Genomic DNA, 14852 nt, shown 5'->3' on the forward strand with positions numbered 1-14852 from the left:
GTCACTCAGCAGACGACGGATGCCGCCGTTAATGCCTCACGGGCACGCCGCGGCCCGGTCCCGTGTGAGAGCGACTGCCCGAGCCGCTCCAACCGATCACGAGGTGCGCCCGCCAACGCGAGCAACCGAACGGCCGCGGCGCGGATCTGCGCCGACGTGGCCGTGTTCGGGTCGAGAGTCTCGGCGAAACCGGCTCGATCGAGCGCTGCCGCCCCGGCAAACTGGTCGGTGGAGAACGGGAGCACGAGCAGGGGAACCCCGGCCGTCATGGCCTCGGTCACGCTGTTATTACCCCCGTGGCTGACCGCGAGAACGGCATGATCGAGCAGGCGCACCTGCGGGAGAAAACCGCGCACGAGCCAGCTGTCGGGAATCGGACCGAGGGTTGCCGGTTCGGTCGCCCCGGTTGCCAGGGCAACCCGTACACCGAGTCCGGTCAGGGCTGCGGCGACCCGCTCCAGTACATCGCCGCGAACGGACAGGAAACTTCCGAAGCTCACGTACACGATGGGTTCCTCGCTAGCCGCCAGCCACGCCTCCACGTCCGAGTCGGGCGCTTCCGAGCGCACCGCCGAGCCGAGGAAGACGTGCTCGGGAAGCAGCGCCGTGCGTTCCGCCGAGTGCAACTCCTCCGGATAGTTGAGCAGCAGCACATCACCGGTTTCCTGGAAGGCGTCGGTGCTCGGAACCGCACCGGGGTTGAGCTCCGCGAGGGCGGCGTTCCACTGCGCGGTGAACGAATCCCGCACCGATTCGCAGAGCACCCGAAGACCGGCCAACTCTGTGACGCCCGGCCGGAAGACGTCAGACCAATCCGGAGGGTATCCGTAGACCTCGCCGAAAACGGGCAGGGCCGACGGATGCCCGAGCACAACATCGGCATGGTGCACACCCGCCGTCATCAGGCCGAGCCGGGCGCTGAACGCGAGGTGGTCGACGATGACGTGGTCGGGTTGCACCCGCCGCACGAGGGCCTGCACGTTTCGCGCGATCTCCACGGGGTTCCAGAGAAGATCGCTGCTCCGCGCCTCGGCCTGGAACCGCAGCGTGTCCACCATGCCGCGTCTCGTAGCGTCGAAGAATCCTCGCAGGGCGTCGTCTTCGCCCGCGGGCTGCGCCTCGACGCGAATCGTTCCCGGGTTGGAGCCACGACCCAGTTGCAGGTTCTCCCGTTCGAACCCGAATGCGGCAACGATGTCTGCGGTCGCCGGGCCGCTGGCCACGACAACGCGTTCGCCTGCCTGCTGCCAGGCCGCGCCGAGCGTAGCCAGCGGGTAAAGGTGTGATGCGTAGTCAGGGCTGATAATCAGGAGCGTCATGAAGCCTTCAATTCCCAGGTCGCGGTCTCTTCGGCTCGAGCCACGTCACGATACACATCGGTGAGCGAGCACGCCATGGCCTGGATCGTGAAGTTCTCCTCCACCATCGTGCGGCCGCGGTCGGCATATTCGCGGCCGAACGGACCGACAGCGATGTCAAGCGCCGAGGTGATGCCACGGGCGAGTTCGCCGGCGCTCGCGGTGTCGACGAGAAAACCGGTCACACCGTTTTCCACATAGGTGGCCGGCCCTCCCGCATCCGGTGCGACCACGGGCAACCCCGTCGCCATCGCCTCGAGCAGAGCCAGGCCGAACTCCTCTTTCACGCTGGCACAGACATAGGCGCCGTGCGGAGCGCACAACCCGACGCGTCCGAACCGGGCTGCGACAAGCCATCGCGCGACCGTATCGTTGGCACGATGCCCCGCCAGCAACAGGCCGTTTTCCGCGGCGCTCGCCAGGGGCAGCGCCGCGTCGATACGCGTCAGCTGTTCCTGCTCGTCCGGTGACGGATGCTCGAGATCGCCACCCACGATCAGCAGGTTGCTCCCCTCATGCAGTGTCGGGTCGGCGGCCCAGGCCTCAACCAGGCTGGCCATGCCTTTTACTCGATGCAGCCGACCGACAGAAATCAACAGGGGCAACCGCCGGCGCCGCTCCGGAAGCATTCGAAGCAGGTCATCAAGCTCGGCGGTCGCGGGCACGATGGATGCCCCCACTCGCGGTTCCAGAGCCTCCGCCAGACTTTTCTCGATCACGGAAAGGTCGATGCCCTCCGCGACGACGGTGTGGCGCTCAGGGTGGGCGTTGATGTCGATCCCGACGAGTTCGCGCATGTCACGCTCGAGGTCGGGACGGGGAAAGAACACCGTGTGTGCGGCGTCTGCGGCCAGCCGCTGCACGAGGCGCGACCGAAACCAGAAGTGCTCCGCCTCGTCCACGGTCCCGAAGTTGGCCCGGGTGAGCGACCCAGAGCGCTCCAGGGAGTCGATCACCGCATGGGGATCCGGTGCGACCGTGAACACAATGGGAATATCAAGCTCCCGAGCGACCGTCGCGGCAGCAAGGCTGCCGATGTCTGCCATTCTCAGATGAATCGCATCGACCGTTCCCGCGGCCCGCAGCACACGGCGGATGCCGCGCTGCGCCTGGATGCGCCGCGGCCACGCGTCCGCGGCCGGTACCACTCCGCCGAGAAAAGGCACGGCGGCGAAGGCATGCCCCGAGAGCGTCGAGGACACCTCGGTGAGGCAGGACAGGGCCGTTTCACTGCTACCGCGGCTGAGCGTCAAAACTCGTTCAACCTGATCGGTGGCATTCAGGTCTGAGCGACTGTTGACGTCGACTCCACCCGCACGATGTCCCGCCACCAAGGCATCGCCGAGGCGCACGAGCAGGGTGGCAATGCCACCGTTGTCTCCTGACCCGACCCTGGAGAGTTCGCCGTCGATGTCGGCATGCAGGAACAACTGCGCAACGGTCGTGCCCTGGCTCCACGGCGGTCGGGGATAGCTCGCCGACGTGAGGTCGAAGAGTGCGAGCCTGGCCACATCGGCCAGCTCGTCGGTGCCGAAGGAAAGATCCGTCACAATGCGAACGTTCGTGTCGTTCGCCACGCGATCACCGAGCCCGGCGACCGCAGCTGCTCTGGCTTCGGCCGATTCGGAGCCGTCAACGGCCACGGCGCGCAGCAACCTCTCGGGAATGCGGCCGGGAACGAGCCCGAGTGTTTCCACCAGTCGGGCTCGCGCGCCCGACTCCGTCACGCCGAGCAGGGCGCCTTCCACAGCCAGCGCGACGGAATCGGCCGCCGACGCGCTCCACTGCTCGAGAGTGCGCTGGGCGATCATGCCCGAGAAGCCTCCACCGATGACCATGCCCACGAGGCCGGCAAGGGCATCCAGCGCGGGAGCCGAACGCCGAATGCCCACGCGGCGTGGTCGCGGAGAAAACCCGAATCGTGACCGAGCAGCGGAACCAGCACGTCGTCCGCCGAGTCATCGAAGATGCGGGCGAGCGCATGCACGGCCGCGATGGCCGTCACCTGATCGGACGAGTCCGTGGTGGCCGCCGCGAGAAGGCGGACAGCTCTGGCCCCGCCATCGCGGCTTGATGCCACGGTCAGGTCGTCGGCATAGCGGATCCCAGCCAGTATCGAGCCGGACTGACGCATAACGTCCAGGGCTGTGTGCGGTCCCATGGTGCTCCCCTCGGGGCGATCTGTCGGTGTTGGCCCGGCGATTACGATTTCGTATGCGAGTGAGCCCGAACGCTCGGCCGACATGCGGCCTGGGCAAACGCCCACATACTCTTCGGAGCCGCGAACACTTCGGATTGCATACTGTCGAATTGTGTCATGACCGCACCGCCTTGTGAGGCTGAGGTAAGCGTCTCTCAGTAAGCGTCCAGCTGCGCCCGTCACCCGAACAGGGCTGCCACCTTGAGCAGAGTCAGCGTCACGCCGAAGACCAGCGGCACGCCGACAACGGTCCAGCTCGCGATGAGTTGCAGGTACTTCATGTCAGGCCCTTCATGTCAGGCCCTTCTCCGGGTCGAGCGGACCGTACCCGGTGCCGCGGTGGCTTCGTGGAATTTCGAGGCGACAGGCGTGATCAACAGGTTGGCCACGAACCCGATCACCAAGATGCCGACCATCGCCAGCAAAGCCGCCTGGTAATCGGCGGCGGTGAGTTGTCCGGGCGTTCCCTGCGCGTCCAAAATCGAATTGACAATCAGCGGACCGGCGATGCCGGCAGCAGACCAGGCGGTGAGCAGCCGTCCATGGATCGCACCCACCTGGAACGTCCCGAAGAGGTCTCGCAGATACGCCGGTGCTGTGGCGAAACCACCGCCATAGAAGGAGATGATCACGAAGGCGAGAATGACATAGAGAACCGTCGTGCCTGAACCGAAGAGTGCCAGCACGAGATAGAGCACGCTTCCCACCCCGAGATACACCATGTAGATGTTTTTGCGTCCGGTGAAATCCGACGTCGCAGACCAGACGAATCGACCTCCCATGTTGGCGATCGAGAGCAACCCCACGAACCCACCGGCGACGGCCGCGGTAACGAGCGACGAGCCGCCCGATTGACGGAAGAAATCCTGGATCATGGGAGCGGCCTGCTCCAAAATTCCGATGCCTGCCGTGACATTGCAGAACAGAACAATCCACAAGAGCCAGAATTGGCGGGTCTTGATGGCGTTCTTCGCCGAGACGTGGTGGCTTGTCACCAGACGCTTCGCCGTGATCTGTGCCGGATCGAATCCGTCCGGCTTCCAGCCGTCGGCCGGAACCCTGATAGTGAAAGCACCGAACATCATGTACGCCAGGTAGACCCCACCAAGGGTGAGAAAGAGCTTGCCCACCGAGTCCCCACTCGCGACCCAACCGGCCGCCCCCGAATTCGGATCATAGGCCGTGAGCAGCACGGTTGACACAGGGCTGGCGATGAGGGCGCCGCCACCGAAGCCCATGATCGCCATACCGGTGGCCATTCCCGGGCGATCAGGGAACCATTTGATCAGGGTAGAGACCGGGGAGATGTAGCCGATACCGAGGCCGATACCGCCGAAGAAGCCATAGCCGAGATAAACGAGCCATAGTTGGTGGCTGAAGATCCCCAGCGCTGCGATCAGAAATCCACCCGACCAGAACAGCGCCGACACGAACATCGCTTTGCGCGGGCCATTCGTGTCCACCCAGGTTCCGAGGACCGCGGCCGACAGGCCCAGCATCACGATGGCGAGAGAAAAGATCACGCCGATCTGGGTGAGGCCCGTAGTGAAGTGCGACACCAAGGCGGTCTTGTAGACACTCGAGGCATACGCCTGGCCGATGCTCAGGTGAACGGCCAAGGCTGCCGGCGGTATCAGCCACCGGTTGAAACCGGGTGGAGCGACGGTGCGATCACGATCAAGCCAACTCATAGTGAATTCCTCGCTGCCAGAGGGCACAGCCAGAATACTGCCGAATTCGTGAAAGGGAAGAAAATCCACGACCCCTGTTTTCACCCCAACCGCCATTCGGTCGCGCAGTCGAGGTTCGACCGCCCCGAGGGCCGGCGGGGCGAGGCGAAACGCGGGGCAATCTGATTGCCCCGCGTGCAATCCTCCCGTCAACGGCATCGCTGTGCTCGGAACTGATCCGCTTTCTGAAGGTCAGAAGGTCAGCAGGTCAGCTCATCGTCAGCTGAACAGCGCCGTCACCTTGATGAACGTCTGGCTCAGACCGTAGACCAGCGGGATCCCGACGATGCCCCACCCGATGATCACTTTGATGTTCTTCATATCAGGACTCCAGTACAGGTTCGCGAGCGGAGGAAACCGCCGCGGTGGGTTCGTGGAAAGTCGACGCGACAGGCTTGACCATGAGGTTGGCCAGGAACCCGATCACCAGAATGCCGACCATGGTCAGCAGCGCCGGCTGATAGTCAGCCGCCGTCAGCTCTCCGGGTGTGCCCTGCGCGTCCAGGATCGAGTTCACGATCAGCGGCCCGGCGATGCCCGCCGCAGACCAGGCCGTCAGAAGGCGTCCATGGATGGCGCCGACCTGGAAGGTGCCGAACAGATCGCGAAGGTAGGCCGGTGCCGTGGCAAAACCGCCACCGTAGAACGAGATGATGACGAACGCCAGGATCACGTAGAGCGCCGTAGTGGCGCCGCCGAACAGGGCAAGTGCGAGGTACAGCAGCGTTCCCACTCCGAGGTAGACCATATAGATGTTCTTGCGTCCGGTGAAGTCCGAGGTGGCCGACCAGGCAAAGCGCCCACCCATGTTCGCGATCGACAGCAGTCCGACGAAACCACCGGCGACAACGGCGGTGACCAGGGACGAGCCGTCCGGCTGCCGGAAGAAGTCCTGGATCATCGGTGCGGCCTGCTCGAGGATTCCGATGCCGGCGGTGACGTTGCAGAACAGAACGACCCAGACAAGCCAGAACTGGCGGGTCTTAATGGCATTCTTCGCCGACACATGATTGCTGCTGACCAATGCTTTGGCCTTGATCTTCGCGGGATCGAATCCATCCGGCTTCCAGCCGGCGGCGGGCACTTTGATGGTGAACGCCCCGAACATCATGTAGGCGAGGTACACCACGGCGAATGTGAGGAACAGCTTCCCCACGGAGTCGCCGCTCGCGACCCAGCCGGTCGCACCCGAATTGGGATCGTAGGCCGTGAGCAGCAGGGTTGACAGGGGGCTGGCGATGAGGGCGCCACCGCCGAAACCCATGATGGCCATTCCGGTCGCGAGTCCCGGGCGGTCGGGGAACCATTTGATCAAGGTCGACACCGGGGAGATGTATCCGATACCGAGCCCGATGCCGCCGATGAAGCCGTAGCCGAGGTAGACGAGCCACAACTGGTTGCTGAAGATCCCCAGCGAGCCGATCAGGAAGCCACCCGACCAGAAGAGCGCGGAGACGAACATGGCCTTGCGCGGACCATTTGTGTCGACCCAGGTACCGAGTACGGCGGCCGACAACCCCAGCATCACGATGGCGATGGAGAAGATCACGCCGATCTGGGTGAGGCTCGCATCGAAGTGCGAAACGAGGGCGGTCTTGTACACGCTGGACGCATAGGCCTGGCCGATGCTCAGGTGAACGGCGAGGGCCGCCGGAGGGATGAGCCAGCGGTTGAATCCGGGTGGGGCGATGGTGCGGTCGCGATCGAGCCAACTCATATGGGAACGTACTTTCTGTTCTGGGTGGCGTCATCGCCCCCCGACCGTCGGATTTCAGAACTGTGAGAAATCTCTCAGCAAAGACTATACGAACGCATCCAGCGTCCTTTTCCTCCGAGTTGCGGCGGCGGGTGCACCCTCGCCGAACTTTTCGGTGCAGGATGGAGTAATGAAACGTGGAGCACCGGTCGAAGACATCAACGAAGACAACCTGGTCGTCAAGCAGCCCAAGACGCATGCAGCGGGCTTGGAAGCGGTGGTTGTTGCGCTTGACCGCGGAATCGCCCAGGCGGGACTCTCCCGCACGGCCCGCTCCCTGCTGCGACTCAACCAGCGCGATGGAACAGATTGCCCCGGCTGCGCATGGCCGGAGTCTCAGGGTCACCGCAAGACGGCAGAGTTCTGCGAGAACGGCGCGAAGGCCGTCGCGGAGGAGAGCACGCTCCGAACGGTGACCCCCGAATTCTGGGCAGAGCACTCCATCGCCGAGCTGGAAACCAAGACGGAGTATTGGCTCGGCAACCAGGGTCGCATCACGCATCCGGTCGTCATCCGTCCCGGCGACACGCACTATTCTCAGATCAGCTGGGACGATGCGTTCGAGCTGATCGGCGAGAAGATCCGGGCGTCGACGCCCGAACGCACCGTCTTCTACACGTCCGGCCGTACCGCCAACGAGTCAGCCTTCATGTACCAGTTGTTCGCACGCTCCATCGGCACCAACAACCTGCCCGACTGTTCCAACATGTGCCACGAGTCCTCGGGTTCGGCACTCAATCCCACGATCGGCATCGGCAAGGGCACGGTCTCCCTTGAGGACATCCACCAGGCCGAGCTCATCTTCGTGGTGGGCCAGAACCCGGGAACGAATCACCCGCGTATGCTTTCCGCACTCGCGGAGTGCAAGGACAACGGCGGCAAGATCGTCGCCGTCAATCCGCTTCCTGAGGCGGGCCTGTTCAACTTCCGCGACCCGCAGACACCCACCGGCCTCGTCGGGAAAGGCGTCGACCTCGCCGACGAGTTCCTGCAGATCAAGGTCGGCGCGGACCTCGCACTGTTCCAGGCGCTCGGCCACCTGCTGCTCGAAGCCGAGGAGCGCGTTCCCGGGTCGGTCGTCGACCACGCTTTCATCGCCGAGAACACGGACGGCATCGACGCGTATCGCGCCGCTCGCAAGACAATCGACTGGGACGAGACCGAGGCTGCCACGGGACTGACCCGCGAGCACATCGCCACGGTCGCCCAGATGATGGTCGAATCCAAGGCCACGATCATCTGCTGGGCACTCGGCCTCACCCAGCAGCCGCACTCCGTGAACACGCTCAAGGAGATCATCAACCTGCTTCTGTTGCAGGGAAACTTCGGCAAGCCCGGCGCGGGCGCCTGCCCGGTGCGCGGGCACTCCAACGTGCAGGGCGACCGCACCATGGGCGTCTGGGAGAAGCCGAAGGAAGAGAGCCTTGCCGCCCTCGACCTCGAGTTCTCGATCGAGTCGCCACGAGCACACGGCCTGGACTCGGTCGACACCGTCGATGCCTTCGTGCATGACAACGTGGACGTCTTCATCTCGATGGGCGGCAACTTCGCCCTCGCCTGCTCCGACACGGAGCTGCTCGAGGGAGCCATGCAGCGCGTGGGACTCACGGTGAGTGTGTCCACCAAACCGAACCGCTCCCACGTGAAGCACGGCCAGACGTCGCTCATCCTGCCAACACTCGGCCGCACCGACACCGACGATAAGCACCCCGGTGGTCGTCAGGTGCTTTCGGTCGAAGACTCCATGTCCGTCGTTCGCACAACCCAGGGACGCCTTGACCCCGTGTCGGAGCACATGCTGGCCGAACCCGTGATCATCGCTCGAATGGCGAACGCGACTTTGGGCGCCGACCACGTGATCGACTGGAAGGCGATGGCCGACGACTACGACGTCATCCGTGACCACATCTCCCGGGTCATTCCTGGCTTTGAGGACTTCAACGCTCGCCTCAAAACCAAGAACGGGTTCGTGCTTCCGAACCCGCCGCGTGATACCCGCAGCTTCAAGACCGACATCGGTCTGGCCCGATTCACGGTGAGCCCGCTGGAATACCTGACGCCACCGGAGGGGCACCTGATCCTGCAGACGATGCGCAGCCACGACCAGTACAACACCACGTTCTACGGCCTCGACGACCGCTACCGTGGCATCTCCAACGGTCGCCGGGTCATTCTCATCAACGCCGAGGATGCGGTCGACATGGGCTTCCAGGACCGCGACATGGTCGACGTCATCAGCACCTTCCAGGGCACGGAACGCCGAGCAGACAGCTTCCGGCTGGTCGTGTACCCCACGCCACGCGGATGCGCGGCCGCGTATTTCCCGGAGGCAAACGCGCTGATGCATCGCGAGCTCGTGGCGCGTGAGTCGAACACTCCCGGTTACAAGGCGATGGCGGTGCGCTTCGTGGCACGGGCCGAGGAACCGGCCCTCGCCTAACGAGACAACGACGAAGGGCTGCCGGGGCGGGTGCATGCACCCGCCTCAACAGCCCTTCGTGTGTGATCCGCTCAGACTATGACGGTCGGGCTCGCGTGCGCCCGTTCCTCGTCGCCAGCGCCAGAGCCAGCCTCCACGATGCGGTGGTCCCCGGCGTAAATGACCATCGACTCTCCCCGGAGGAATCCCACGAGGGTCATCCCCACCTCGGCCGCGAATTCAGCCGCCAATGACGATGGGGCCGATACCGCGGCGAGCACCGGGATCCCGGCCATCAGTGCCTTCTGGGCCAGTTCGAAGCTGGCCCGGCTCGACACCATCAGAACCGTTCCGGTCAGCGGCAGGCGCTCCTCTTTCACGGCCCAGCCGATGACCTTGTCGACGGCATTGTGTCGGCCCACATCTTCTCGCAGCACGAGAAGTTCGCCGGTTGTGCCGTCGAAGAGCGCTGCCGCGTGCAGCCCGCCGGTCTTGTGGAAGACATCCTGTCCGGCGCGGAGCAGCCGTGGGAACGTCGTCAGCAGGCCGGCATCCACGCGCAAGGCATCCGCGGCCACGTCGTAGATCGATTTCGTGCGCACGGCGTCGATGCTTGCCTTCCCGCACAAACCGCAGGAACTCGTGGTGATGAACGAGCGTTCCAGGCTCGGATCGGGCGGTGCGACACCGTCGGCCAGGGTCACGTCCATCACGTTGTACGTGTTTTCCCCGTCAACAGTCGCACCGGCGCAGTACCGCGCGGCGCTGAAATGCGCACCCCGGGTAATGATGCCCTCCGACACGAGAAACCCCGCAGCGAGGTCGAAGTCGTTTCCGGGTGTGCGCATGGTGACCGCCAACGACCTGCCATTGACGCGCATTTCCAGGGGTTCCTCGACCGCGAGGAAGTCCTCGCGACTGATTCGGCTCTCCCCCACCGTCAACCGCACAATCTTGCGTCGTGCCGTAATTCTGCCCATGTTAGTTAACCGCCAATGTAAGACATCTCAATTTTCTTCTTTCCTGACGCCCGCAGTTCCCGGGTCTTGGAGCTGCGAAGCTCCGAGTATCGGTCGGTACGCTCGCGCCAAATATGGGCCATCACGGTGGAGAGCTGCTCGTCGGTGCATCCCCCGCGCATGAGGGCGCGGAGGTCGTGCCCATCCGTCGCGAACAGGCAGGTGAAAAGCTTGCCGTCCGTGGACACCCGCGCACGAGAGCACGAATGGCAGAAGGATTGCGTCACGCTTGAGATCACGCCGATCTCTCCGCTCCCGTCCTGATAACGCCAGCGCCTCGAGGTCTCGCCGTCATAGTTCGGGGCTACCTCCTCAAGGGGCATCTCTGCGTGGATGCGACTGACGACCTCGGCGGAGGGCACCACAGCGCCCATCTCCCACCCGTTGCTCGTGCCCACGTCCATGAACTCGATGAAGCGCAGAATATACGGCGTGCCTTTGAAATGACGGGCCATCGCCACGATGTCCTGGTCGTTCTTGCCGCGCTGCATGACCATGTTGATCTTGATGGGACCGAGGCCGACCTCATGGGCGACGTCGATGCCCTTCAGAACCTTGTCCACCGAGAATTTGACATCGTTCATGGCCTGGAAGGTCTCGTCATCGAGGGAGTCCAGTGACACGGTGACGCGCTTGAGGCCGGCATCCTTGAGCGCCTGGGCCTTGGTGGCCAGCACGGAGCCGTTGGTGGTCAACGCGATGTCGATCTCGCGCCCATCGGGCGTTCGGAGCGCCGCAAGCATGCCCACGAGTTGCTCGAGGCCGCGCCGCAGCAGCGGTTCGCCGCCGGTGAGACGAATCTTTTCCACGCCGTGCGCCACGGAGATGCGTGCGAGGCGAGTCATCTCCTCGAAGGTCATGAGCTCGTCGCGCTCCATGAACGCGAAGTCTTTGCCGAAGATCTCTTTGGGCATGCAGTACACACAGCGAAAGTTGCAACGATCGGTGACCGAGAGCCGCAGGTCCTGCAATGCCCGGTTGCGGTGATCCGTCACACGTCCGGTGGGTTTCTCGGTCAGGAGCGGGATATCCGACAAGTGGCTGTAGAAACGCGGAGTGGGTGCTGTTACATCGACGCCTGTCATTCAACCAGCCTAATCCTCCAGTCTGTGTTCACGCGCAGTGCGCCACGGGTCAGGCACGGGTCAGGCACGGGTAACGCGCCGCGACGTACGGTTCACACCGGGACCGTTCGGATCACCAGAAGGGAATGAGCCAGTGAACCAGTGAACCAGTGAACCAGAGCGTGCAACCCCGTGATGTACGCAGGCTCACCAGTGGGCACTCCGGGCAGCGCGGTGCCGGCTGACCAAACACAACAACGGATGCCCCGGGCGGGACATCCGTTATTGTGACAGTTGCCTGGGACCTAGGCCTTCACGTAACCGTTCGGATTGAGCACGTACTTCGTTGCGGCACCGGCGTCGAACTCGGCGTAGCCGCGCGGGGCGTCCTCGAGACTGATCGCCTTGGCGTTCACAGCCTTGCCGATCTGCACCTTGTCGTGCAGGATCGCCATCATCAACTGGCGGTTGTACTTCATCACCGGGCACTGCCCGGTGGCGAAGGTGAGCGACTTGGCCCAGCCGAGGCCGAGTCGAATCGAGAGAGAGCCGACCTGGGCAGCGGCGTCCTTGGCTCCCGGGTCACCCGTGACGTAGAGTCCCGGAATGCCCAGACCACCACCGGCAGCCGTGACCGTCATCAGGGAATTGAGCACCGTGGCCGGTGCCTCCTCACCCGCTGACTTGCCATGGCCTCGTGCCTCGAAGCCCACGGCATCGACACCCGCATCGACCTCGGGTACGCCGAGGATCTGTTCGATCTGCTCCCCCGGCTCGCCCTTGGTGAGGTCGATGGTCTCGCAGCCGAAACTGCGAGCCTGCGCGAGGCGCTCGGGGTTCATGTCGCCGACAATGACGACCGCTGCACCGAGCAGTTGCGCCGAGACGGCGGCCGCGAGTCCCACCGGGCCTGCGCCGGCCACATACACCGTTGACCCCACGCCGACACCGGCGGTGTAGGCGCCGTGAAAGCCGGTCGGGAAGATGTCGGAGAGCATGGTGAGGTCCATGATTTTCTCCAGGGCCTGGTCCCGGTCAGGGAACTTCAGCAGGTTCCAGTCGGCATACGGGACGAGTACGTATTCTGCCTGCCCGCCGACCCAGCCGCCCATGTCGACGTAGCCGTAGGCGCTGCCGGGGCGATCCGGGTTCACATTGAGGCAGATGCCCGTCTTGCGTTCCTTACAGTTGCGGCAGCGACCGCAGGAGATGTTGAACGGTACGGAGCAGATGTCTCCGACCTTGATGAATTCAACGTCGGGGCCCACCTCGACCACTTCGCCCGTGATTTCGTGCCCCAGCACGAGGTTTTTGGGGGCTGTGGTCCGACCGCGCACCATGTGCTGGTCTGATCCGCAGATATTGGTGGTGACCGTGCGCAGGATCACGCCGTGCGGCACCTTGCGACCGACGTTGGCCGGGTTGACGCCCGGCCCGTCCTTCAGTTCGAATGTTGGGTAGTCAATGTCGATGACCTCGACTTCTCCCGCACTCTTGTAGGCAACTGCTCTGTTCCCCGTCATGAACTTCCTTCCTAGTTTTTGTCTGCTGATCAGGACTAATCCGAACAACATGTGATTGATCTAGTTGGAGCACTACAACGCAACTATATGGGGGGATCACGTGCCCGCGACGTGATTCCCAGCTCCTGCACATACAACGGGGATGGGCGCTGCGCGGTCCGCCCTGAGCGCTGTCCATCGCCCCGATCGGACATTAGAGAATTGCGCAGACCTGCGCTGTGACGTCACGAACGCGGTCGAAGGCGTTTCGCTGAAGTTCCGCGAGGGAGGCTGGGCCGTTTGCGATGGAGAAGGCCGCCGTGAGACCGGCCGCTCGGGTCTGGTCGGACGACAGCCCGACGCTGCCCGCGATCACGATCACCCGGGCCGCGGTCGGCGAGAGCCGGGTGACCGCGTCGACGACCTTGCCGGCGAGGGACTGGGAGTCGAAACGACCTTCCCCGGTGAGCACGAGGTCCGCGCCGGCCAATCGGTCGGCCAGTCCGACGGCATCCGCCACCATCGTCGAACCGGGCATCATCTCGGCCCCGAGGAGGGGAACGAGCGTGGCCGGCATGCCGCCGGCGGCACCGGCGCCGGGCCTGTCGAGCATGCTGAGCCCGGTGGCGCGCTCAACCACGGCGCAGAGATGGGCCAGGCCGGCATCGAGCACGTGCACATCGGCCGCGGAAGCGCCCTTTTGCGGTCCGAACACGGATGCCGCCCCCTGCTCACCGCACAGCGGATTGCTGACGTCGACGGCCAGACGCCACCGCACACGACGGGCCCGCTCATGCAGGCCGGATACGTCGATCGCGCGGATGGCGCCGAGACCGGCCCCTCCGGGAGGGACGACCTGTCCGGCGTGGTCAAGGAACGCCACGCCGAGCGCGCTGAGCAGGCCGGTTCCCCCGTCGGTACTGGCCGACCCTCCCACGCAGAGCAGGATCTCGTCGACGCCCTGATCGAGCAGATCGTGTGCGAGGATCCCGACACCGAAGCTGTCGGCGCGGAGGGGCTCCAGCTCGACGTCCGAGACGTCTGGCAACCCGTTGGCTTCGGCAGCCTCAATGACGGCGGTTCGGCCGTCGGACGATATTCCGACCCGCGCCTGTCGGGGCCTGCCGAGCGCGTCGACGGTAGACAGCGTTCGGGCCGGCACGCCCCAGACAGCCAGCACGGCGTCGAGGGTTCCCTCGCCGCCGTCGGCCATGGGGCACTGCACGATGACGGCGTCAGGACCGAAAACCGCTCGGGCTCCCTCGGCCATGGCGGCCGCGGCCTCGGCGGCGCTCAAACTGCCCTTGAACGAATCGGGCGCAACGACCACGGTGAGCGGCGTCATCGCCGCGGGAGTACTCATGCCTTCAGGCTATTTCACTCTCTCACCGGCGACGTCCGGAGGCTCGACGAACCGAAAGCTTTGGCCGGGACGAACCTTTTCCTCAGCAAGCTCTGGCGAGTGTCGGCGGGGTGGCATACACTTTTCCTATAGAACATTTATTCTATTTTCGAGTGAGGAGTCCGGCCATGCCGCAGATTATTGACGCACCGGTTGACGTAGAGCTCACGAGCGAGGGAGACCCACGCGCATTCGTGTGGAACCGGTTCGAACACACCGTTATCGGGCAGCCCCAAGCCGTCTTCAAACGAACCAGCTGGTGGGAAAATGCCGGCTCCCCCACCCGAATCGACACCGAGCTGTGGCGTCTCGATGCGTCACGCGGAGGTGAGGAACAGCACCGTTATGATCTACGCCGCGGTGCCGATGGTGCCTGGACGCTCGCTCTGGACTGGGGGTGAG

Annotated in this window: 11 protein-coding genes; 2 read left to right on the forward strand and 9 right to left on the reverse strand. The window is 64.3% G+C overall.

Annotation, left to right across the window (positions count from 1 at the left end):
• Window positions 1-5 precede the first annotated feature (5 nt).
• The 5 genes from JF66_RS00540 to JF66_RS00555 all read right to left on the reverse strand — a co-directional run bounded on the left by JF66_RS00540 (window position 6) and on the right by JF66_RS00555 (window position 7005).
• A complete protein-coding gene (locus tag JF66_RS00540; protein ID WP_035873812.1) occupies window positions 6-1319 on the reverse strand; it encodes a nucleotide disphospho-sugar-binding domain-containing protein in 1314 nt (437 codons plus the stop codon).
• A complete protein-coding gene (locus JF66_RS00545) occupies window positions 1316-3250 on the reverse strand; it encodes a glycosyltransferase family 4 protein (protein ID WP_231556238.1) in 1935 nt (644 codons plus the stop codon). Before JF66_RS00545 ends, JF66_RS00540 begins: the two co-directional genes overlap by 4 nt.
• The gene (locus JF66_RS24105; protein WP_231556239.1) at window positions 3166-3519 is read right to left on the reverse strand and encodes a hypothetical protein; all 354 of its coding nucleotides are present in this window, start codon (window positions 3517-3519) and stop codon (window positions 3166-3168) included. The genes JF66_RS00545 and JF66_RS24105 overlap by 85 nt, the downstream gene beginning before the upstream one ends.
• Window positions 3520-3854: 335 nt before the next feature.
• Entirely contained in the window at window positions 3855-5249 is a 1395-nt protein-coding gene (locus JF66_RS00550) for an OFA family MFS transporter (RefSeq protein WP_035873891.1), read from the reverse strand.
• Window positions 5250-5610: 361 nt separating this feature from the next.
• The gene (locus tag JF66_RS00555) at window positions 5611-7005 is read right to left on the reverse strand and encodes an OFA family MFS transporter (protein WP_035873813.1); all 1395 of its coding nucleotides are present in this window, start codon (window positions 7003-7005) and stop codon (window positions 5611-5613) included.
• A 169-nt stretch (window positions 7006-7174) separates the two neighbouring features.
• Here JF66_RS00555 and JF66_RS00560 point away from each other — a divergent pair, with 169 nt between their 5' ends.
• A complete protein-coding gene (locus tag JF66_RS00560; protein ID WP_035873817.1) occupies window positions 7175-9484 on the forward strand; it encodes an FdhF/YdeP family oxidoreductase in 2310 nt (769 codons plus the stop codon).
• 71 nt (window positions 9485-9555) lie between these two features.
• On the opposite strand, the gene fdhD is transcribed toward JF66_RS00560, so the two are convergent.
• The 4 genes from fdhD to JF66_RS00580 form a co-directional block, all read right to left on the reverse strand.
• Window positions 9556-10443: a formate dehydrogenase accessory sulfurtransferase FdhD gene (fdhD, locus tag JF66_RS00565; protein ID WP_051972935.1), complete on the reverse strand. Its 888-nt coding sequence runs from the start codon at window positions 10441-10443 to the stop codon at window positions 9556-9558.
• 5 nt (window positions 10444-10448) lie between these two features.
• Complete coding sequence (gene moaA, locus JF66_RS00570; RefSeq protein ID WP_035873819.1) at window positions 10449-11567, reverse strand: GTP 3',8-cyclase MoaA; 1119 nt, start codon at window positions 11565-11567, stop codon at window positions 10449-10451.
• Between the two features lie 284 nt (window positions 11568-11851).
• A complete protein-coding gene (fdhA, locus tag JF66_RS00575; protein WP_035873823.1) occupies window positions 11852-13069 on the reverse strand; it encodes a formaldehyde dehydrogenase, glutathione-independent in 1218 nt (405 codons plus the stop codon).
• Window positions 13070-13262: 193 nt separating this feature from the next.
• On the reverse strand, window positions 13263-14411 hold the full coding sequence (locus JF66_RS00580; protein WP_231556240.1) for a glycerate kinase: 1149 nt from the start codon (window positions 14409-14411) through the stop codon (window positions 13263-13265).
• A gap of 167 nt (window positions 14412-14578) precedes the next feature.
• On the opposite strand from JF66_RS00580, the gene JF66_RS00585 reads away from it, so the two are divergent.
• On the forward strand, window positions 14579-14851 hold the full coding sequence (locus JF66_RS00585) for a hypothetical protein (protein ID WP_035873824.1): 273 nt from the start codon (window positions 14579-14581) through the stop codon (window positions 14849-14851).
• Window position 14852: the final 1 nt, after the last annotated feature.

The organism is Cryobacterium sp. MLB-32 (assembly GCF_000738085.1).
GTDB lineage: Bacteria > Actinomycetota > Actinomycetes > Actinomycetales > Microbacteriaceae > Cryobacterium.

Excerpts from the sequence above, each read along its gene's own strand:
- JF66_RS00540 (WP_035873812.1), bottom strand. The coding sequence starts at position 1,319 with ATGACGCTCCTGATTATCAGCCCTGACTACGCATCACACCTTTACCCG.
- JF66_RS24105 (WP_231556239.1), bottom strand. The coding sequence starts at position 3,519 with ATGGGACCGCACACAGCCCTGGACGTTATGCGTCAGTCCGGCTCGATA.
- JF66_RS00550 (WP_035873891.1), bottom strand. The coding sequence starts at position 5,249 with ATGAGTTGGCTTGATCGTGATCGCACCGTCGCTCCACCCGGTTTCAAC.
- JF66_RS00555 (WP_035873813.1), bottom strand. The coding sequence starts at position 7,005 with ATGAGTTGGCTCGATCGCGACCGCACCATCGCCCCACCCGGATTCAAC.
- JF66_RS00560 (WP_035873817.1), top strand. The coding sequence starts at position 7,175 with ATGAAACGTGGAGCACCGGTCGAAGACATCAACGAAGACAACCTGGTC.
- fdhD (WP_051972935.1), bottom strand. The coding sequence starts at position 10,443 with ATGGGCAGAATTACGGCACGACGCAAGATTGTGCGGTTGACGGTGGGG.
- moaA (WP_035873819.1), bottom strand. The coding sequence starts at position 11,567 with ATGACAGGCGTCGATGTAACAGCACCCACTCCGCGTTTCTACAGCCAC.
- fdhA (WP_035873823.1), bottom strand. The coding sequence starts at position 13,069 with ATGACGGGGAACAGAGCAGTTGCCTACAAGAGTGCGGGAGAAGTCGAG.
- JF66_RS00580 (WP_231556240.1), bottom strand. The coding sequence starts at position 14,411 with ATGAGTACTCCCGCGGCGATGACGCCGCTCACCGTGGTCGTTGCGCCC.
- JF66_RS00585 (WP_035873824.1), top strand. The coding sequence starts at position 14,579 with ATGCCGCAGATTATTGACGCACCGGTTGACGTAGAGCTCACGAGCGAG.